Annotated in this window: 16 protein-coding genes; 5 read left to right on the top strand and 11 right to left on the bottom strand. The window is 67.8% G+C overall.

Translation table 11 applies throughout. The features are described 5' to 3' along the window. Positions 1-81 precede the first annotated feature (81 nt). The 4 genes from rsmG (at position 82) to D9V36_RS22135 (ending at position 4,202) form a co-directional block, all read left to right on the top strand. Positions 82-807 (top strand): 16S rRNA (guanine(527)-N(7))-methyltransferase RsmG, encoded by a 726-nt coding sequence (rsmG, locus tag D9V36_RS22150; protein WP_088798842.1) that lies wholly within the window; start codon positions 82-84, stop codon positions 805-807. A 306-nt stretch (positions 808-1,113) separates the two neighbouring features. Continuing rightward, entirely contained in the window at positions 1,114-2,184 is a 1,071-nt protein-coding gene (locus D9V36_RS22145; RefSeq protein WP_206739713.1) for an AAA family ATPase, read from the top strand. Further along, the gene (locus D9V36_RS22140; RefSeq protein ID WP_129295316.1) at positions 2,181-3,278 is read left to right on the top strand and encodes a ParB/RepB/Spo0J family partition protein; all 1,098 of its coding nucleotides are present in this window, start codon (positions 2,181-2,183) and stop codon (positions 3,276-3,278) included. Before D9V36_RS22145 ends, D9V36_RS22140 begins: the two co-directional genes overlap by 4 nt. A 306-nt stretch (positions 3,279-3,584) precedes the next feature. Continuing rightward, on the top strand, positions 3,585-4,202 hold the full coding sequence (locus D9V36_RS22135) for a GNAT family N-acetyltransferase (protein ID WP_129295315.1): 618 nt from the start codon (positions 3,585-3,587) through the stop codon (positions 4,200-4,202). A gap of 83 nt (positions 4,203-4,285) precedes the next feature. On the opposite strand, the gene trxA is transcribed toward D9V36_RS22135, so the two are convergent. The 7 genes from trxA to D9V36_RS22100 all read right to left on the bottom strand — a co-directional run bounded on the left by trxA (position 4,286) and on the right by D9V36_RS22100 (position 13,956). After that, on the bottom strand, positions 4,286-4,612 hold the full coding sequence (trxA, locus tag D9V36_RS22130) for a thioredoxin (protein ID WP_030615259.1): 327 nt from the start codon (positions 4,610-4,612) through the stop codon (positions 4,286-4,288). Positions 4,613-4,658: 46 nt separating this feature from the next. Continuing rightward, positions 4,659-5,630, bottom strand: coding sequence for a thioredoxin-disulfide reductase (gene trxB, locus D9V36_RS22125; protein WP_129295314.1), 972 nt, complete (start codon positions 5,628-5,630; stop codon positions 4,659-4,661). Between the two features lie 114 nt (positions 5,631-5,744). After that, complete coding sequence (locus tag D9V36_RS22120; protein ID WP_206739712.1) at positions 5,745-6,689, bottom strand: anti-sigma factor family protein; 945 nt, start codon at positions 6,687-6,689, stop codon at positions 5,745-5,747. Beyond that, positions 6,686-7,381, bottom strand: a complete 696-nt coding sequence (gene sigM / locus D9V36_RS22115; RefSeq protein ID WP_129295313.1) for an RNA polymerase sigma factor SigM — start codon at positions 7,379-7,381, stop codon at positions 6,686-6,688. Before sigM ends, D9V36_RS22120 begins: the two co-directional genes overlap by 4 nt. Before the next feature lie 224 nt (positions 7,382-7,605). After that, positions 7,606-9,327, bottom strand: coding sequence for a protein kinase family protein (locus D9V36_RS22110; RefSeq protein ID WP_129295312.1), 1,722 nt, complete (start codon positions 9,325-9,327; stop codon positions 7,606-7,608). A gap of 107 nt (positions 9,328-9,434) precedes the next feature. Further along, positions 9,435-11,654: a murein biosynthesis integral membrane protein MurJ gene (gene murJ, locus D9V36_RS22105; protein WP_129295311.1), complete on the bottom strand. Its 2,220-nt coding sequence runs from the start codon at positions 11,652-11,654 to the stop codon at positions 9,435-9,437. A 46-nt stretch (positions 11,655-11,700) separates the two neighbouring features. Beyond that, complete coding sequence (locus D9V36_RS22100; protein ID WP_129295310.1) at positions 11,701-13,956, bottom strand: DUF6049 family protein; 2,256 nt, start codon at positions 13,954-13,956, stop codon at positions 11,701-11,703. 272 nt (positions 13,957-14,228) lie between these two features. Here D9V36_RS22100 and D9V36_RS22095 point away from each other — a divergent pair, with 272 nt between their 5' ends. After that, complete coding sequence (locus D9V36_RS22095) at positions 14,229-15,704, top strand: CCA tRNA nucleotidyltransferase (RefSeq protein WP_129295309.1); 1,476 nt, start codon at positions 14,229-14,231, stop codon at positions 15,702-15,704. Between the two features lie 107 nt (positions 15,705-15,811). Here the strand turns inward: D9V36_RS22095 and D9V36_RS41490 are convergent, their stop codons facing one another. The 4 genes from D9V36_RS41490 to D9V36_RS22075 all read right to left on the bottom strand — a co-directional run bounded on the left by D9V36_RS41490 (position 15,812) and on the right by D9V36_RS22075 (position 19,648). Next, a complete protein-coding gene (locus D9V36_RS41490; RefSeq protein WP_206739711.1) occupies positions 15,812-16,390 on the bottom strand; it encodes an LppU/SCO3897 family protein in 579 nt (192 codons plus the stop codon). A gap of 110 nt (positions 16,391-16,500) precedes the next feature. Further along, a complete protein-coding gene (locus D9V36_RS22085; RefSeq protein WP_129295308.1) occupies positions 16,501-17,760 on the bottom strand; it encodes an MFS transporter in 1,260 nt (419 codons plus the stop codon). A gap of 78 nt (positions 17,761-17,838) precedes the next feature. Further along, complete coding sequence (locus tag D9V36_RS22080) at positions 17,839-18,921, bottom strand: inositol-3-phosphate synthase (RefSeq protein WP_129295307.1); 1,083 nt, start codon at positions 18,919-18,921, stop codon at positions 17,839-17,841. A gap of 46 nt (positions 18,922-18,967) precedes the next feature. After that, positions 18,968-19,648: a PadR family transcriptional regulator gene (locus D9V36_RS22075; RefSeq protein WP_129295306.1), complete on the bottom strand. Its 681-nt coding sequence runs from the start codon at positions 19,646-19,648 to the stop codon at positions 18,968-18,970. Between the last annotated feature and the right edge of the window lie 266 nt (positions 19,649-19,914).

Raw genomic sequence — 19,914 nt, 5'->3', positions numbered from 1 at the left:
AGTTGTCAGCGTTCTGTGTTATCCCGGGGGCGTAACCCGGGTTCCCGGCAGGAAAAGCAGTCCAAAGGAAGGGCGGTTCCCGTGACGGAGGCAGCAGCGGAGCTCCCTCCTGCGCCGAAGGCGGCGGAGGAGGTTTTCGGCGAGCGCTTTGCGGAGGCCGTGCGGTACGGCGAACTGCTCGCCGACGCCGGGGTGAAGCGTGGGCTCATCGGCCCGCGTGAGGTGCCGCGGCTGTGGGAGCGGCATCTGTTGAACTGTGCGGTGCTCTCCGAGGTCGTGCCCGAGGGCGTCTCGGTCTGTGATGTGGGCTCGGGCGCCGGACTGCCCGGTATCCCGTTGGCGCTGGTGCGCCCGGATTTGAAGATCACGCTGCTGGAGCCGCTGCTGCGGCGTACGAACTTCCTTCAGGAAGTCGTCGAGCTGCTGGGGCTGGACCATGTCACGGTCGTACGCGGGCGGGCCGAAGAGGTCATGGGGAAGCTGCCGCAGGTGCATGTGGTGACGGCGCGTGCCGTCGCTCCGCTCGACCGGCTGGCCGGCTGGGGGGTTCCGCTGCTGCGCCCCTACGGCGAGATGCTGGCGCTCAAGGGCGATGCCGCGGAGGAGGAGCTCAAGGGAGCCCGGGCGGCGCTGAGCAAGCTGGGCGTCGTGGAGACCTCGGTGGTGCACGTGGGCGAGGGCATCGTGGATCCGCCGTCGACCGTAGTGCGGGTCGAGGTGGGCGAGAGCCCCGGCGGAGTGCGCTTCGCGGCCAAGCGGGCCAAGGCGGCTCGGGTGGGCCGTGCGTCGAGGGGGCGCCGGCGCTGATGGCCGGTGCCGGAGCGCTACGGACCGGCAGGGATGCCAGGGCTTTTGCCGTTCCGCGAAGAGGAGAAACGGCAAAAGCCCTCAATGCCATCAAAACGACACAAGACGGAGTGTCGCGGCTGATTCAGGCGTGACGCTGGCATCGTGTTTCACGTGAAACGTCGTTCTCTACTGCAAGGGATCATCGACCGTGGTCGTGTGGCCGCCGCTCCCCGCGACCGTAGACCCACAAGGGTCAGCGAAGTATCCACAGAAGTGGATTCGTCCACAGGAGAACGGACCTCACTGGTTCGCGACACCGAAAGCATGGCAGGCTCTGAACATTGCGAGCCTGATGTCGAGGAGAGTGAATCCTTGCGGTCCGACGCCAACATCGCGGGACCGATGACCGATCCGGTCCCCGGTCCCCGTAGCGAGTCGTTCGGGGACGACGTTTCACGTGAAACGCCGCCCCCGATGGACGACACCCCGATCGGTCGTGCAGCTCAGCTGGCGGTGGAGGCACTCGGCCGCGCGGGTGAGGGGCTGCCCCGGCCTGAACAGACTCGGGTCATGGTGGTCGCCAACCAGAAGGGCGGGGTCGGCAAGACCACGACCACGGTGAACCTGGCAGCCTCCTTGGCTCTGCACGGTGCCCGGGTTCTGGTGGTCGACCTCGACCCCCAGGGCAATGCGTCAACGGCGCTGGGCATTGACCACCACTCCGACGTGCCCTCCATCTACGACGTACTCGTGGAGAGCAAGCCGCTCTCCGATGTCGTACAGCCGGTCGTGGATGTGGAGGGCTTGTTCTGTGCGCCCGCCACGATCGATCTGGCCGGTGCGGAGATCGAGCTGGTCTCGCTGGTGGCCCGTGAGAGCCGGCTCGACCGGGCGATCAAGGCGTATGAACAGCCGCTGGACTACATCTTCATCGACTGCCCGCCCTCGCTCGGCCTGCTGACGGTCAACGCCCTGGTGGCCGGTGCCGAGGTACTGATCCCGATTCAGTGCGAGTATTACGCGCTGGAGGGTCTGGGCCAGCTGCTCCGGAACGTTGATCTGGTGCGGGGGCATCTCAATCCCACGCTCCATGTCTCGACCATCCTGCTCACCATGTACGACGGCCGCACCCGGCTGGCCTCCCAGGTCGCCGATGAAGTGCGCAGTCACTTCGGCCATGAGGTGCTCCGTACCAGCATTCCCCGCTCGGTGCGCATCTCCGAGGCACCCAGCTATGGGCAGACGGTGCTCACCTATGACCCGGGATCCAGTGGCTCGCTTTCCTATCTCGAAGCAGCCAGGGAGATCGCGTGGCGTGGGGTCCCGCAGACCGGGGGCCAGGGCCTCAGCGTCAACTATGAAGCACAGCACAGCATCTCGGAGGGGACTCAGTGAGCGAACGACGTAGAGGCCTGGGCCGTGGGCTCGGTGCGCTGATCCCCGCGGCACCGCAGAGCACGGACCATGCCGGGCCGACGGGTCAGGGAGCGGCGTCATCGTCGTCCGTACCGGTCTTGGCCCCGGAGCGAGGAGTGGCGGCCGCCAAGCTGACGTCGCTGCCGACGCACGGTGTTTCACGTGAAACGGAGACATCGGCAGGGGCGGAGGCATCGTCGGCGGGCGTCTCGGAAGTGGCAGGCGCGCACTTCGCCGAGGTGCCACTGGACGCGATCAAGCCGAACCCGCGCCAGCCGCGTGAGGTCTTCGACGAGGACGCCCTGGCCGAGCTGGTCACCTCCATCAAGGAGGTGGGCCTGCTCCAGCCGGTGGTGGTCCGTCAGACGGGACCGGGGCGGTATGAGCTCATCATGGGTGAGCGCCGCTGGCGGGCGTGCCGTGAGGCCGGCCTGGAGAAGATTCCCGCGATCGTGCGGGCCACGGACGACGAGAAGCTGCTGCTCGATGCGCTTCTGGAGAATCTCCACCGGGCACAGCTCAACCCGCTGGAAGAGGCAGCTGCCTACGACCAGCTACTGAAGGACTTCAAGTGCACGCATGACGAGCTGGCAGATCGGATCGGGCGTTCGCGTCCGCAGGTTTCCAACACGCTGCGGCTGCTGAGGCTCTCGCCGTCCGTGCAGAAGCGGCTCGCTGCAGGTGTGCTCTCCGCTGGACATGCCCGCGCTCTGCTGTCCGTGGAGGACTCGGAAGAGCAGGATCACCTCGCGCGCCGCATCGTGGCGGAGGGACTGTCGGTCCGTTCCGTCGAGGAGATCGTGACGCTGATGGGGTCGACCCCCAAGAGCGCGAGCAAGGCCAAGGGGCCCCGGGCGGGCACCCGGGTCTCTCCCGCCCTGACGGGTCTGGCTTCCAGGCTGTCCGATCGCTTCGAGACCCGGGTGAAGGTCGACCTGGGGCAGAAGAAGGGAAAGATCGTCGTCGAGTTCGCCTCGATGGATGATCTGGAGCGCATCCTCGGCACGCTCGCCCCTGGTGAGGGGCGCGTCCTGGGCCAGTCGCTGGCAGAGGAGAACGACGACGAAGAGTGAGCTGTTGCTCGGCTCCTGGGCGGGCCGTGTTCCGGAGTGCATACCGGAACACGGCCCGCCCTTTGCTCTCTTGCGGTACCCGTGCCCGTAAAGGGTGGATACGATGCGTTCGGGTATGGCACGCATCCATGTGGAGAGACCTCACACCGAGGAGAGGGCCATGCAATCGGTGAGCCGCACCGGATTGTTGGCAGCGGGGTTCGGCCTCGCAGCCGTCGGAGGATTCGTCGGTGGTCTGCTCAGAGAGCAGGTGGCGCTGACGGCGCTTCGTGGTGCGGCAGGCGAGGGAAGCGAGGACCTGGTTCCATGGGCCGTCGGCTCGTACCGCTCACGCTGGACAACCTTCCGGACCTTCCCAAGCGCTGCCGCTCCTGCGTCTTCTGGGAGCTCGACCCCGTCAGCGGCGAGGCCGCGGTAAAGGCGGGACGCCCGGAGCTGGAGAAGGAAGCCTGGATCTCGGCAGTACTGCTGGAGTGGGGGTCCTGCGGGCGGGTGGTCTATGTCGACGAGGTGCCCGTCGGGTTCGTGATGTACGCCCCGCCGGCGTATGTGCCGCGCTCCACGGCCTTCCCGACCAGCCCGGTCTCACCGGACGCGGTGCAGTTGCTGACGGCATGGCTGATCCCTGGATACCAAGGTCAGGGGCTGGGGCGGGTGATGGTCCAGACGGTCGCCAAGGACCTCATCCAGCGCGGCTTCAAAGCCATCGAGGCCTTTGGCGATGCCCGCTGGAGCGAACCGGCGTGTGTGCTGCCTGCCCATCACCTCCTCGCAGTCGGCTTCAAGACCGTACGGCCCCATCCCCGCTTCCCTCGGCTGCGCCTTGAGCTGCGGACCACGATCTCGTGGAAGGAAGATGTCGAGCTGGCTCTCGACCGCTTGCTGGGAGCCGTGCAGAAGGAACCGGCCCTGCGACCGTTGTAGGGCGTGCGGTTTCCCGTGAAACAGAGAACGGGCCCGCCCCTTGGTGGGGCAGGCCCGTTTCCCGTGAAACGGAGTGGCGTGGCTCAGGCGAGGTAGTCCGCCAGGTCGCGCTCGATGGCAGCCTTCGGCTTGGCACCGACGATGGTCTTCACGACCTCGCCGCCCTGGTAGACGTTCATGGTCGGGATCGACATGACGCCGTACTTGGCGGTGGTGGCCGGGTTCTCATCGGTGTTCAGCTTGGCGATGACGATCTCGTCGTGCTCGGCGGCAATTGCCTCCAGGGACGGGGCGACCTGGCGGCACGGGCCGCACCAGGTGGCCCAGAAATCCACAAGGACAGGCTTGTCGCTCTTGAGAACGACCTCTTCGAAGTTGTCGTCCGTGACGGTCACCGTGGCGCCGGCCATGGCAATCTCCTTACTGGGTGGGTGGTGGGAAAGCTGGGTGCGCGGATCAGATCGAGGCGGTCTTGTCCGGCTCGGCCGCCTCGCTGTCCGACAGCGCAGCGAGGAACCGCTCGGCGTCGAGGGCGGCGGAGCAGCCCGTACCGGCTGCGGTGATCGCCTGGCGGTAGGTGTGGTCGACGACATCGCCGGCGCCGAAGACGCCCGTCAGGTTGGTCCGCGTGCTGGGCGCATCGACCTTGAGGTAGCCCTCGTCGTCGAGCTTCAGCTGCCCCTTGAACAGCTCGGTCCGCGGGTCGTGGCCGATCGCGATGAAGAGGCCGGTGACGGGGAGCTCGGAGGTCTCGCCGGTCTTACGGTTGCGCAGGGTCAGACCCGAGAGCTTGCTCTCACCGTGGATCTCGGCGACGTCGCTGTCCCACACAAACTTGATCTTCGGGTCCGCGAAGGCACGCTCCTGCATGGCCTTGCTGGCCCGCAGGGTGTCTCGGCGGTGGACGACCGTGACCGACTTGGCGAAGCGGGAGAGGAACGTGGCCTCCTCCATCGCGGTGTCGCCACCACCGATGACGGCGATGTCCTGGTCCTTGAAGAAGAACCCGTCGCAGGTGGCGCACCAGGAGACGCCACGACCGGACAGCTCGTCCTCACGGGGAAGGCCGAGCTTGCGGTGCTGGGAGCCGGTACTGACGATCACGGTCTTCGCCCGGTGGACGTTGCCGGCGGTGTCCGTAACGGTCTTGATCTCCTCGGAGAGGTCGACCGAGACGATGTCGTCCGGCACCAGCTCGGCGCCGAAGCGCTCCGCCTGGGCGCGCATGTTGTCCATCAGGTCCGGCCCCATGATGCCGTCGCGGAAACCGGGGAAGTTCTCCACGTCGGTGGTGTTCATCAGCGCGCCTCCGGCGGTGACGGCACCTTCGAAGACCAGCGGCTTCAGGGACGCGCGGGCGGTGTAGAGCGCTGCGGTGTAGCCCGCGGGCCCGGAGCCAATGATGATCACGTTGCGGACGTCGCTCACGGGTGTCTTCCTTGTCTCTGCCGACTGCTTGCTGGGGCTCTCGGAACTCTCACCCCACCCAACGGATCCTACGGGGCGAGCATTCCCGGAGTGTCACAGCGCACTGCTGGTTGCTCAGTCTCGCTGGTACGAGTGAGACAGCAGAATCTTCCCGGGAGCCGGTGGCGTGGCGGAGACGCAGGACGAACTGACAACAAAGGCGGAGACGCGCTGTGCATCGGCCGGATCCGGCAGCACCACGAGGTAGGCGTCCTTGCCCTGGTACCGGGTGTGGCTGGACGCAAGCGGTGCCTCCGTCCGCCCGGTGCCCAGGCGGACACACGACGGAACGGTGTCGGCACCGCCGCGCAGCGTCGACTCGGGAGAGCTGCGCGTGCCGATGTCCGGGGACTTGTGCGAACCCTTTGACGCCAGCAGGTCGTGTACATGCGAACCAAGCGTGGCGGCGGTCAGGCCCGCTGCCTCGGTGGTCTTCTCGGGGGCGGCGGTGGCCCGGCCATGGTGGCCGGCCTGGGTTCCGTCGACGGCGGCGTTCTGGATGAGCAGGCCGCCGAAGCTGAAGACCGCCGCGGCGGCTGCGGTGCCGAGCAGAATCCGGGGCCAGCGCCGCGAACGGAGCGAACGGCCGCCCGGCGTCTGCCGACCCGGCCCGGAGGACCCCCGAGGCCGTCCGGCGGGCCGGGTGGACGGCCCGACACGGTGGGGAGGCTCGCTGTCGGTTTCACGTGAAACCACGACGGGGGTGGCGGCTGTTTCACGTGAAACATGAGCCGCGGCGTCGGGCGTGGTGGCATCCAGCAGCGCCTCGGCGGCGAGGGCGGCATCGATGCGGCCGGCCACGTCGGCCGGCATACGGATCGGACCGGGAAGGGTGCCGAGCAGGGCCCGGATCTCTTCCAACGACGCATAGACGTCATCACACAACGGGCAGCCGGCGAGATGATGGCGCACATCCGCGCTGCGAGAGGGGGACAGCAGCCCGTCCGTGAGGTCAGAGAGCTCGGAGACTTCCGGGTGCTCACCTGTGGGGTGCTCATCCGTGCCGGTCATCGACGTCACGCTCGCCCACCTCCGCCCTTCACGGCACCTGTGTCGTTCGGTCCTGCCGTCGGTGGGACGGATGTCCCCTGCGCCCGGTTCCTTCCCCCGCTCGTGGGTTTGCTATCCCCGTTGTCGGCGCGCAGATGGGTGACCAAGGGGAGGAGCCGAGCGCGGCCTCGTGCACAGCGGCTTTTCACCGTGCCGGTGGGGATGTCGAGGATCGCCGCGGCCTCCGCGACGGGGTAGCCCTGCATATCGACGAGGACGAGCGCTGCACGCTGTTCCTCGGGGAGAGTGCGTAGGGCACTGAGCAGCTCACGGTGCAGGTCCTGGCGCTCGGCGGGTGCCGAGGCGGATTCCTCGGGTTCGAGAAGCTGCTCCAGCCGCTCGGTCTCGGCAACGGGCGAGGTACGCCGCGAAGCGGCCTTACGCGCCCGGTCCAGGCAGGCATTGACCGTGATGCGGTGCAGCCAGGTCGTCACGGCGGACTGCCCGCGGAAGGTGTGGGCCGCGCGATAGGCGGAGACCAGGGCGTCCTGCACGGCATCGGCAGCCTCTTCACGATCACCGAGGGTGCGCAGTGCCACCGCCCAGAGTCGGTCGCGATGGCGGCGGACTATCTCCCCGAAGGCGTCGGGGTCGCCCTTCACGTGCAGGGCAAGGAGATCGGCGTCGCTTGGTATCGAAGCCTTGTCGCTCTCGGTGGACACGGGCCCCCCGGCCGTAGCTGCCTGATCTCGGTCCAATTGAAGCCCGCCAGGTCAGGAATGTAAATGCTGTCGAAAGGCGGCGGTGTGCAGGCGGGTGGCCTCTTTGCGCCGTTCTCGCATGGACGGTCCGTACGAGCAGCGCCCAAGAGCGTGGGGCTCCGGCCGGAATACCGGACCGGAGCCCCACACAGTTTTCTGGACAGTCGTGCTGTCCTTCACTCCGCTCAGCTGGTGAAGGACACCTCGGTCACGCCCTGTCGGTACCCGGCGGTGCTGTACCCGTCACCCGGCGCATACGGCATCGCGGTGATCCACACCACGACATAGCGCGTCTTTGCCGGCTGCTTCAGGTTGACCTTGAGGGCCGAACCCGACGTCTTGCCGGTTCCGAGCCGTCGCATGGAGCTGAGCGGCTGTGAAGAGGAGAGTGAATCGGCGGCATAGAGCGTCACGGTCGTGTGAGGGCCGGTGTAGTGAAGGCCGATCGTTGCGCCGCTTATCCGCTGTTTCGAGCCGAGGTCGTAGACGAGACCGACGCCCTTCTTGAAGATCGGATTCAGGTCAGGGCCTTCGCGGTAGCCTCTGCTGCCCCAGTAGGTGCTGGGATTCCCGTCGATCGTGTCCTGCGCCTGATTTGCGTGCTGCGGCTGACCGTCGGGGTAGTACTCCCCCGCCTCCACGATCTTGATCGGCTTGCCCTGGGGCTTCTTGGCCGCGCCACTGCTCGGCTGCGAGTTGGCCGGATCGTCCCGGTCCTCCTCGCGCTTCAACAGGGTGTCCGCCAGCTGCCAGCTGCCCAGCCCCAGCGCCGCGATCAGCAGCGCGGAGACGGACCACTTCAGCGCCCGGCCGGTGCGGCTCTGCAGCGGAGGCGGCGGAGATGCGACCGGCTGGGTCGCATGGCTCGCCTGAGCGGGGCGAGCCGACGGCTGCCGGTAGTTGCCCTGCTGGTATCCCGTGCGCTGATACGGCGGCGGCGTGGCGAAGGAGGTCTCCGGAGGCCGGATACGCGGCATGGCCGCCACGGCCTTGACCAGCTCCTCAGGGGTGGTGCACGGCTGCTCCTGGCGGGAAGCCGTGGCCCCGTCGTTGATCAAAGCGCGCATGGCGAGTTCGGACAGCCCGCGGTGCACACCGGCGCGCACTTGGTCGGGTGCGATCAGCCCGACGCCCTTGGGCAGGCCGGTGAGGCCATGGGCGTCGTTCTCGTACGGCCAGCGCTGGGTCAGCGCGGAGTAGAGCAGCGCCCCGATCGCCTCGGTGTCCGTGCGCTGCGGGTGCTCGCAGGTGATACCGCGCAGTGCCGCCATGACGGCCAGCCCACGGATGCGGTACTGCCCGGACTCCGTGCGCAGCACCGAGCCGGGGGTGATCCGCAGATGGGACAGGCCCTCGCGGTGCGCGGCGGCCATGGCCTGGGAGACCTGGCTGACGAGCTGATAGGCGTCGTGCGGCTCCAGCGGACCGTTGGCGAGCACCGTGGTGAGCTCGGTGGCGTCCGGCAGCCACTCGTGGACCACGTAGACGAGGTCGTTCTCCTCGACGGCGTCCAGGACCTGGACGAACCGGGGGTCACCCAGCAGTGCCGAGGAACGGGCGGCGGACAGTACCGGCCGGGCCCGGGGGTGGTCGGCCGGCAGGATGTGCACGCCGACGGCGCGGCGCAGCTTCTCGTCGACCGCACGCCAGCTGCTGAATCCGTCCAGACGGGTGACGCACTCCTCGAGGCGGTAACGTCTGGCAAGCTTGTGGCCGCTGTGCAGTTCCGGTGGCTGGGCTTCGATCGCCGCGGCACGCTCCTCGTCGGTGCCCTCGGCGTCCTTTTCCCTGCCGGATACCTTCTCGGCCTTAGCACCGTCGTCCGTGGCCTTACCCGCCTTGGCGGTCAGCGGTTCCTCACCGCTCGTGTCAGCCACGTCGACGGCAGCCGTGCTCCGTTCCGCCACCGTCGTTCCTGCCTCCCCATCCGTTGCAGGCTCAATGAGCCAAGACAATTGTGCCCACAGTCCGCCACTATGCACGACACACGGTGGCAGTCGATGGTTGTGCTCAATCAACGCCCAAGCTTCGACCGGACCATGCCGACCAGGGCGTTCATTTCCTCGATGCGCATTTTGCGTGCAGCCACGTAGAACACGGCCAGAAGTGCGGCGGCACCGGCGATCAGAGCGGCCAGCGACCCGAGGACGCCGGTGCCGAGCGCCTGCATGATCCCGTACACCGCGGCTCCCGAGATGATCGTGGCCGGGATGCTGGCGCCCGCCAGCCGTGCGTAGGTCCGCACGACATGAGCGGTGTCGAGATCACCGTTCATGCGCTTGCTCAGACGGCGCCAGGCCACGCCCACGCCGATGATGTACGCCAGGCCGTAGGAGGCCGCCATGCCGACCACGGCCCAGCGGGCGGGCAGGACCAGGAAGCACAGGCCGGAGGCCGCGGCGTTGACGGCCGCGACGATCACCGTGTTGTAGAAGGGCGTGCGGGTGTCCTCGTATGCGTAGAAGGCGCGCAGGACGACGTACTGCACCGAGAACGGAATCAGCCCCACACCGAAGGCCATCAGCATGTAGCCCATCGGGATGCCGGCACCGGACGAGCCGTAGACCAGCGTGCACAGCGGGATGCCGAGGGAGAGGAAGCCGAACGAGATCGGGACGATCGCGACGGCGGAGGTGCGCAGGCCCTGCGAGATGTCGTCCCGGACGGCGCCGGTGTCACCGTCATGCGCGGACCGTGCCAGCCGCGGCAGCAGCGCCGCCATGACGGAGACCGTGATGATCGCCTGCGGCATGTTCCAGATCAGCTGTGCGCTGGCGTACGAGATGAAGCCGGTGCCCGGGTGCCCCTGCTCGTTGGCGGTGTTGCCGGCCCAGGTGGAGAGCTGGGTGACGACGAGGACGCCCGCCTGGTTGGCGAGCACGAACAGCACGGTCCATTTGGCGAGCTTGGCGGCCTTGCCCAGGCCGTGGCCCCGCCAGTCGAAGCGCAGCCGGAGCTTGAATTCGGCGTCGCGCAGGTAGGGGATCATCGCCAGGGCCTGGACGACGAGCCCGAGGAGGGTTCCGATTCCCAGGAGCCGGATGCCCTCGTCGGGGATGGTGGTGACGCCGATGTGCGAGGTCTTCGCCGTGCCGTAGACCCAGATGAACAGGCCGAAGGTGGCGATCATGACGATGTTGTTGAGGACGGGGGTCCACATCATCGCGCCGAAGCGGCCACGGGCGTTGAGGATCTGTCCCATGACGACATGCAGGCCCATGAAGAAGATCGTGGGCACGCAGTAGCGGGTGAACGCGACGGCGACTTCGTTGGCCGCCGGATCACGGGAGATGTCGAAGGAGACCAGTTTCACCAGCAGCGGCGCCGCTACGACCGCCAGGACCGTGAGCACGCCGAGTACCACGATGACCAGCGTCAGCAGCCGGTTCGCGTAGGCCTCGCCGCCGTCCTCGTCCTCCTTCATCGCGCGTACCAGCTGCGGGACGAAGACCGAGTTGAGACCGCCGCCGATGGTCAGGATGAAGATCATCGTCGGTAGCTGGTACGCGACCTGCCAGGAGTCGCCGAGCACCGCACCACCGAGGGCCGCGACGATCAGTGCCGAGCGGATGAAGCCGGTGAGACGCGACACCATCGTGCCGGCGGCCATCACCGCGCTGGACTTGAGCAGGCCGGAGGCGCGGCCGCCGGAGGGCTTGCCGGCCGCCGCCACGGGGGCCGGCTCCGGTGCGGTCTGCTGGGGTACGGCCTCCGGTCCGGGCCCCGCGGGTGCCGGGGGGCCGGCCGTCGCGGGAGCGGAGTGCTGGGGCTCGTAGGACTGCTGGTCCTGGAAGAGGTGGGCGAAGGCGTCGGGCTCCGGACGCTCGTCGGCGGCCTGGGTGATCAGGTCGTCCACACCCACGAACTGCGTCGTCGCCGCGGCATCGCCGTACGGGAGATTCCGGGTCGGGCCCTGCGGCTCGGGCGCCGGGGGTGTGGCCCACAGCTGCGGGTCGGGCGGGTGGCTGCCCGCGGCAGGCTGCTGGTAGAGCGGATGCGCGGGCTGTCCGGGCGGCGGCGGGGGGTGCGCGGCGCGGTCGTAGAGCGCCTCGGTCACCGGATCCTGAGCCGTCGGGTCCTGGGCGCGGTGCGGGTCGTTGCGGTAGGCGTCCTGGACATAGGGGTCCTGGGCGTACGGGTCCTGTTCCGCGGGCGGCGGGGGCGTCGGAGGCACCGGTCCCGTGGGGTCGCCGTTGGCGCCCCGGCCCCGGTCACCGTCGTACGGCGCATTCATCGCTGCCCCACCTCATCCGTCGCCGGCCATCCGGCCCCGCCATCTATCAACGGTCCACCTTCTCACCTGAGCCGGACGGGTCGGAGTTTTCCGATCCGGTGTCCGGCGTGGGGTCACTCGGCTGCTCCGGCTCGTCGCCATCGGAGCCGCCGTTGTCGCCGTCCGTGCCGGCGCCGTCATCGGGCTCGTCGCCGTCGGACCCGTCCTCGGTCCGCCGGGCGGCCGCCCGCTTGCGCTGGAGGTAGATCCGCACACCGGCAAGGACGAGCAGCAGCACGCCGCCCGCGATGACGAGCATCACCGTTGCGGTGATCTCCGTGACGTTCACCTGGAACATCATCGGGTCACCGTAGGGCTTCCCGTCCGCCGTGTAGAGCTGGGCGCTCACCCATGCCCGGCCATTGGCGTTCGCCGTGGTGTCGAACTTGAAGGACTGGCTGTGCCCGCCGTCCACCGTGATCTGCTGCGACTTCCCCGCGTCCAGACGGTTGGGCTGGGACGAGGTCAGCTTCAGCGTCATGTCCTTGACGCCCTGGACCAGGTTGTTCTGCACTGTCACCGGAATCGTGGCGCTGCGCCCGGAGAGCGTCGCCCCCGACTTCTGGATCAGGTGGACCTTCTTGGTCAGGCCGTCGAGGTAGCTGCGTACGGAGTGCCGATACGTGGTGGCGCCGGTGGCATCGCCCCGCCAGTCCGTCGACATCTCCCGCATCATCGCGTTGCCGAACGGGGTCACCACGCGCTCCGGCTGGGCCAGGATCACCTGGAAGTCGTCCAGGGCGGACTGGGTGCCCTGGATCTGCCGGTAGGCGTTGACGGGGAGTTCCTGCCTGCGCAGCGAGGGCGGGTAAGCGGCGCCACTCGGCACATGGCGGGTGGCCGCGCGGTCGGGCTTGGCCTTGGCCGCGCCGCCGAGGTTCAGCGACTGGGTCCAGCTGCCGGAGTCGTCCAGGCTCCGCAGTGCGGTGGCCATGGCGTGTGCCTGGCTGACCGACGGCATGCGCTGCGGCGCGACGACAATGCTGCGCTGCCGTCCCGGGTCCTCAAGGCTGATCATCTGGGTCTGTGCGAGGAACTCTTGGACCGCGTGGGCGGAGTTTCCGGCCTTCGACATATCGCCCTCGAAGGCCCGTGAGAGCTGCGCGTCTGCCACGACGGCGGTATTGCCGCCGCCGATCGGGCGGGCCGCCGTCGGGGTGTACGAGAGCCTGTCGGCGTCCCGCAGGCTGTCGCTGCGAGTGATCACGTTGTGCGCGCCGGCCGAGGTCGCGACATCCACGATGGACGAGTCGATCGCCCCGTCGACGGGCCAGGCGAAGTCCGTGCGCGGTTTGACGCCGAGGATCGTGTCCACGGTCTTGTCGGCAAGATCGGTGGCCGGGCCGAGATGACCGAGCGCGCTGGGCACGCTCTTGCCGTGGTGAGCGAGCGAGGCCAGATCAGGGTCGGCGAAGGGCAGCGCGACGACCTGGTGCGACTTCACTGCTTCTTCGAGGTCGTGCAGCCACTGCTTGGCGACCGCCTGGTTCTTGCCCATGGGGCCGTCCGGGCCGTTCACCCGGTACGACTTGGTCATGGCATCGACGGTCGCGAGGAGGTCGGGATCGATGACGAAGGTCACCGGGAGGTTTTTGCCGAGTGCGACCATCTGCTGCAGCCGGCCTCCGGGCGCGAGCTCGGCGGCGAGGTCGTCGTTGCGGAAGACCGGTGTCTGCTGGGCATCGGCGTCGGTCTCGGCGGTGAGGTGGGTGCGGGAGATCAGCGGCCACATGTAGGTGAGCTGCGTCTTCTTCCCGTTTCCCGCCGTCTGCCAGGGCAGGAACGTCCGGTTGAAGCCGAGGACCTGCCCGGAGGGTGCGGACGGGGAGCGCCCTGACAGGGAGATGCCGAGCTGGTACACACCGTTATCGCCGAGGTGGAGGTCCTTGGCCGGCACGCTGAGGCTGAAGGGACGGCTGACGCCGGGCTCCAGCTTGCCGATCTTCTCGGTGTGCCCCTTGATCTCCTCACCGTCCGTGCCCGGCAGATAGCCGGTACGACGGGACGCGTTCTCGATGGAGCTACGGCCGCCGAGCGCGGATCCGCGGTGCATTCCGACATGTGCATCCGTGATCGTGCTGCGGCTGTCATTGGTCAGCGTGCCGGAGACGGTGACCGTGTCGCTCTTGGAGGGAGCGGACGGGGACATCGAGTCGATGGTGACATCGACGCTGCGGGAGCCGGTCGGGGCCGCCTGGGCGGAGGAAGCGTGCGGAACCTGGAGCAGCCCCACGAGAAGGAGCACCCCAGTGAGCAGTGTCACGGTCCTTCGCAGCCATCGACCACGCGGCCGTTCAGTCCGCTGGAACCCTGCCGCCTCGGCCACGCGCTCGCCCGTCCCTCGTCGTCGTCAGTGGTCGTTCGGAATGTGCGTCCACGAATGGTAACGAGGCGCGCAGCGACGGCGTGCCAGGGACTGCTCCACATGATCTCGGCGCAGAGGCCGTGTGCCCAGCCAGTCCCTTGATCGGGTCCCAGCCTGTCCCCTTTATTACGTGACGCTTTGCACTGCGCGGCCACGTACCCTGTTTTGTTGTGCCGAACGCCAACAATGACCTCCCCGCCCCGACCGCCGAGCGGACCCCGCTGTCGACGAACGCGCTGAACCATGTGCAGCGGCGCGCTGTGAGCGAGCTGCTGAGGGTGTCCCCCGTCGCGGATGACCTGGCCCGTCGCTTCCAGGAGGCCGGGTTCACTCTTGCCCTGGTCGGCGGCTCGGTCCGGGATGCGCTGCTGGGTCGGCTCGGCAACGACCTCGACTTCACCACCGATGCCCGCCCCGAGGACGTTCTGAAGATCGTCCGGCCGTGGGCGGACGCGGTCTGGGAGGTCGGCATCGCCTTCGGGACGGTCGGCTGCAAGAAGGAATCGTTCGACATCGAGGTCACGACCTATCGGTCCGAGGCGTACGACCGCACCTCCCGCAAGCCCGAGGTGTCGTACGGCGACTCCATCGAGCAAGACCTGGTGCGTCGGGACTTCACGGTGAACGCCATGGCGGTGCTGCTGCCGCAGAAGGAGTTCGTCGACCCGCACGACGGCCTGGAGGACCTGGCCGCGCGGGTGCTGCGCACGCCGGGGACGCCCGAGGAGTCCTTCTCCGATGACCCGCTGCGGATGATGCGCGCGGCTCGCTTCGCCGCTCAGCTGGGCTTCGCGGTGGCCCCGGAGGTCGTCGCCGCGATGAAGGCGATGTCGGACCGCATCGAGATCGTCTCCGCGGAGCGCGTACGGGACGAGCTGAACAAGCTGATCCTGTCGGCGCACCCCCGCGAGGGCTTGCGGTTGCTCGTCGAGGCGGGCCTGGCTGACCAGGTTCTGCCCGAGCTGCCCGCGCTGCGGCTGGAAAGTGACGAGCATCACCGTCACAAGGACGTCTACGAGCATTCGCTGACGGTCCTGGAGCAGGCCATCGACCTCGAGGAGGACGGTCCCGATCTTGTGCTGCGGCTGGCGGCTCTTCTGCACGACATCGGCAAGCCCAGGACGCGGCGCTTCGAGAAGGACGGTCGGGTCTCCTTCCACCACCACGAGGTGGTGGGCGCGAAGATGACCAAGAAGCGGATGACCGCTCTGAAGTACTCCAACGACATGGTCAAGGACGTCTCGCGCCTGGTGGAGCTGCATCTGCGGTTTCACGGTTACGGGACGGGCGAGTGGACGGACTCCGCCGTCCGGCGGTATGTACGGGACGCCGGTCCGCAGCTGAAGCGGCTCCATAAGCTGACCCGCTCGGACTGCACCACTCGCAACAAGCGCAAGGCCAGTGCCCTGTCGCGCGCCTATGACGGGCTCGAGGAGCGCATTGCGCGACTGCAGGAGCAGGAGGAGCTGGAGGCGATCCGCCCGGACCTGGACGGCAACGACATCATGCAGATCCTGGACATCCGCCCGGGGCCGGAGGTCGGCAAGGCCTACAAGCAGATGCTGGAGATCCGGCTGGAGCGCGGGCCGATGGAGCGGGACGAGGCGATCGCCGCTCTGAAGGAGTGGTGGGCCACCCAGGGCTGATGTTTCACGTGAAACCGGGGTCGGCGACCCTACGTTTCACGTGAAACATGGGGCGGTGTTTCACGTGAAACACCGCCCCATGGCGCATCCGAGGCGCTTGCCGCGCCCTACTTCGCTGAGGTCAGGCAGAGCACCATGTGGGTGTCGGATCCCCTGCGTCGGTGCACGTTCTTGGTGTACGCGGACTGATTTGCCGGGCACACGGACGGGTCCGAGGTGTCATCGTGCACCGCAGCCACCTTGTACTGGGCCTCCGAGGTGCCGCAATCCACCACCGAAAGGCCGTCGTCGAGCGCGCTGCTGGACTTCTTCACGCAGTCGCCGACCTCAGCGCTGCTTGCATCGTCCATGCTGCTGATCCAGGCGACTGCGAGGAAGATCAGCCCGAGGACAGCTCCGATAACCCTCAGAATCGACTTGGGGGAACGGCGCTTGGCGGGCTGCGGCGGCGGTACGGGGGCTCCGCCTTGCATGAAGGGTTGCTGGGGCGGCGCGGGGTATCCAGGCTGCGGCTGTCCGTACGGAGCCTGTGGCTGCTGGGGATAGGCGTATCCGCCCTGGGCCTGGCCGTAGGGGGCCTGGGGTGTCGGCGGTGCCTGCGGATACGGGTTCTGTCCGTAGGGCTGCCCGTATGGCTGGGCGTACGGTGCCTGGCCGTATGGCTGCTGGCCCTGAGGCGTGGTCATGGATCTCCCCCGATATTGATGTGTACAGGCTGCTGTAGGACGTCCGTAAGGTAACCGGTCCGGACGTCTCGCCGCAGAGTCCTGATCACCTCGGGGTGACGGATCTGGACTCAGCTGCGCACGACACGGACCAACGCCACGGTGACCACCGCGTAGAGGACGGTCACCACACCGAGCAGCGCGAGGGAGCGTCCGTCCGGAGGCAGCATGAGGGCGGCGACCGCGGCGGCGCCGACGAAGGCGGCATTGAAGAGAACGTCGTAAATGGCGAAGATCCGGCCGCGGAAGCCGTCGTCGACCGTCGACTGGACGATGGTGTCGGTGGCGATCTTGGTTCCTTGGGTGCCGAGGCCGAGCATGAACGCGGCGGCGAGCATCGGCCCCGGCAGGAAGAACAGCCCGAGAGACGGCAGCAGCACGGCGCCCATCGCGGCACAGCAGGCGATCCAGCCGAACGCGGTGAGCCGCGCCACGGCCCAGGGCGTGATCACAGCGGCCGCGAAGAAGCCCGCCCCTGATACCCCGACCGTGATCCCGAGCAGGGCCAAGCCCTCCGCCTCGGTGCGGGACCAGGAGTACCGGCACAGCATCAGCACCGTGACCGTCAGGGCTCCGTAACAGAAGCGGATCAAGGTCATCGCGGTCAGCGCTCGTGCCGGAGCGCGCCGCTCGGCGAGATGGCGCAGCCCGTCCGCAAGTCCCCGCAGGGTGCTCAACAGGGCCTCACGCAATTGGGGTTGGAGGCGTGCGGCATCGGGGCCGAGCAGGTGCGGTGTCATGCGCAGGGAGGTGAGAGCCGAACAGAAGTAGAGGGAGGCGGCGAGCAGCACGACATACGCGTCCACATCCGAGCCGGCCAGCCGGACGGCGAACGCGAGCCCGCCGCCGGCGGTGGCGGCGAGCGTTCCAGCCGTGGGGGCCAGGGAGTTGGCCATGACCAGCTGCTCTTCGCCGTCGACCACACGCGGGAGCGCGGCCGAGAGTCCCGCCAGGACGAAGCGGTTGACGGCGGTCACGAACAGGGCCGAGGCGTAGAAGAGCCAGTCGGGGGCCTGTGACGCGATGAGCGTCGCCGTCGCCATCGCCAGCACCGAGCGCAGCAGGTTGCCGTACAGCAGGACCTGGCGGCGCCGCCAGCGGTCGAGCAGCACCCCGGTGAACGGCCCGAGGAGGGAGTACGGAAGCAGCAGGATCGCCATGGCAGAGGCGATGGCCGCGGGGGAGGTCTGCTTCTCGGGCGAGAAGACGACAAAGGCGGCGAGCGCGACCTGGAACACCCCGTCGGCCGCCTGGGAAAGGAGCCGTGCGGCAAGGAGCGAACGGAAGTCGCGTAGCCGGAGTAATACGCGGAGGTCGCGCACAGCATGCATGAGGCACAGCCTCACACAGCCCGCAGGCCCCCGGGTGGAATACCCGGGGGCCTGCACAGGCGAGGTGCGTCGGGCGTCTCAGCGCTCGACTTCGCCGTTGATGAACTTCTCGACGTTCTCCCGTGCCTCGTCGTCGAAGTACTGCACCGGCGGGGACTTCATGAAGTACGAGGACGCGGAGAGGATCGGGCCGCCGATGCCCCGGTCCTTGGCGATCTTGGCGGCGCGCAGGGCGTCGATGATGACACCCGCGGAGTTCGGGGAGTCCCACACCTCGAGCTTGTACTCCAGGTTCAGCGGGACATCACCGAAGGCGCGGCCCTCGAGTCGGACGTAGGCCCACTTGCGGTCGTCCAGCCAGGCCACGTAGTCCGAGGGACCGATGTGGACGTTGTCCTCGCCCAGTTCACGGTCCCGGATCTGGGAGGTGACGGCCTGGGTCTTGGAGATCTTCTTGGACTCCAGGCGCTCGCGCTCGAGCATGTTCTTGAAGTCCATGTTGCCGCCGACGTTCAGCTGCATCGTGCGGTCCAGGATGACGCCCCGGTCCTCGAACAGCTTGGCCATCACGCGGTGCGTGATCGTAGCGCCGACCTGCGACTTGATGTCGTCACCGACGATCGGGACGCCGGCCTCGGTGAACTTGTCTGCCCACTCCTTGGTGCCGGCGATGAAGACCGGGAGGGCGTTGACGAACGCGGCCTTGGCGTCGATGGCGCACTGGGCGTAGTACTTCGCGGCGTCCTCGGAGCCGACGGGGAGATAGCAGACCAGGACGTCGACCTGCTTGTCCTTGAGGACCTGGACGATGTCGACCGGGGTCTCGGTGGACTCCTCGATGGTCTGGCGGTAGTACTTGCCCAGGCCGTCGTGGGTGTGGCCACGCTGGACCGTCACGCCCGCGTTGGGCACGTCGCAGATCTTGATGGTGTTGTTCTCGCTGGCGCCGATGGCATCCGCGAGGTCGAGCCCGACCTTCTTGGCGTCGACGTCAAAGGCCGCCACGAACTCGATGTCACGCACGTGGTAGTCGCCGAACTGCACGTGCATGAGGCCGGGCACGCGGCTCTTCGGGTCGGCGTCCTTGTAGTACTCGACGCCCTGTACCAGCGAGGCGGCGCAGTTGCCCACGCCGACGATGGCTACGCGAACCGAACCCATTCCGGTTGCTCCCTGTGTTCTCGATGAGGACCTGCACAGCAGAGCCTCATGTGGTGGTGTCATCGGACGGATCCGGCCGGGAACCACCCCGGTGCCGGGGCAGGCCGCCCGTATCGCCTGACTGGTTCTTCCGGTCCTGTGCTGCGGGACCTGGTGCGCGCTGGTCACGCCCGGCGCGCTCACTCTCGATGAGCTCGTTCAGCCAACGGACCTCGCGCTCCACGGATTCCATGCCGTGCCGCTGCAGCTCGAGGGTGTAGTCGTCCAGCCGCTCGCGGGACCTGGCCAGGGAGGTACGCATCTTCTCGAGGCGCTCCTCCAGCCGGCTACGGCGGCCTTCCAGCACACGCATCCTTACGTCGCGAGATGTCTGGCCGAAGAATGCGAAGCGGACGCCGAAGTGCTCGTCCTCCCATGCATCCGGTCCGGAGTGGGCGAGCAGCTCCTCGAAGTGTTCTTTGCCCGCTGGGGTCAATCGGTAGACGATCTTGGCCCGGCGCCCTGTCAGCGCCGCGGCCGGTACGCCCTCTGTAGTGCCCTCCGGCTCCTCGATGAGCCAGCCGCTCGCGACCAGCGCCTTGAGGCAGGGGTAGAGGGTGCCGTAGCTGAACGCGCGGAAGACCCCGAGTGAAGTGTTGAGCCGTTTTCGCAGCTCATAGCCGTGCATCGGGGATTCCCTGAGCAGGCCGAGGACGGCGAACTCGAGGATGCCGGAACGCCTGCTCATCCTCCGCCTCCCTGGTCCTGTGCGTTCTTTATGTCGTGCTGATGTATCGACTCGATACATCCAGACGATAGAGCGGCCCCCCGGGCTGAACAAGTGGGGGGACGGTGAACGGCATCACATCACCGAATCGTTCTCATCAACCTGACTGATTTGGAGTGAATTTCAACACTGGGCAGGTTTTGGCCGTGCGTAGTCTGTGCGGCATGCAGACTGCCGGGAACCGTGGGCCGATATCTGGCGTCCCCATCCTCGGTGTAGTGCGGCTC

The organism is Streptomyces lydicus, assembly GCF_004125265.1.
In the GTDB taxonomy this organism is placed as follows: domain Bacteria; phylum Actinomycetota; class Actinomycetes; order Streptomycetales; family Streptomycetaceae; genus Streptomyces; species Streptomyces lydicus_C.
Note: the sequence above shows the minus strand (reverse complement) of the source record. Positions and strands in the feature narration are given on the sequence as shown.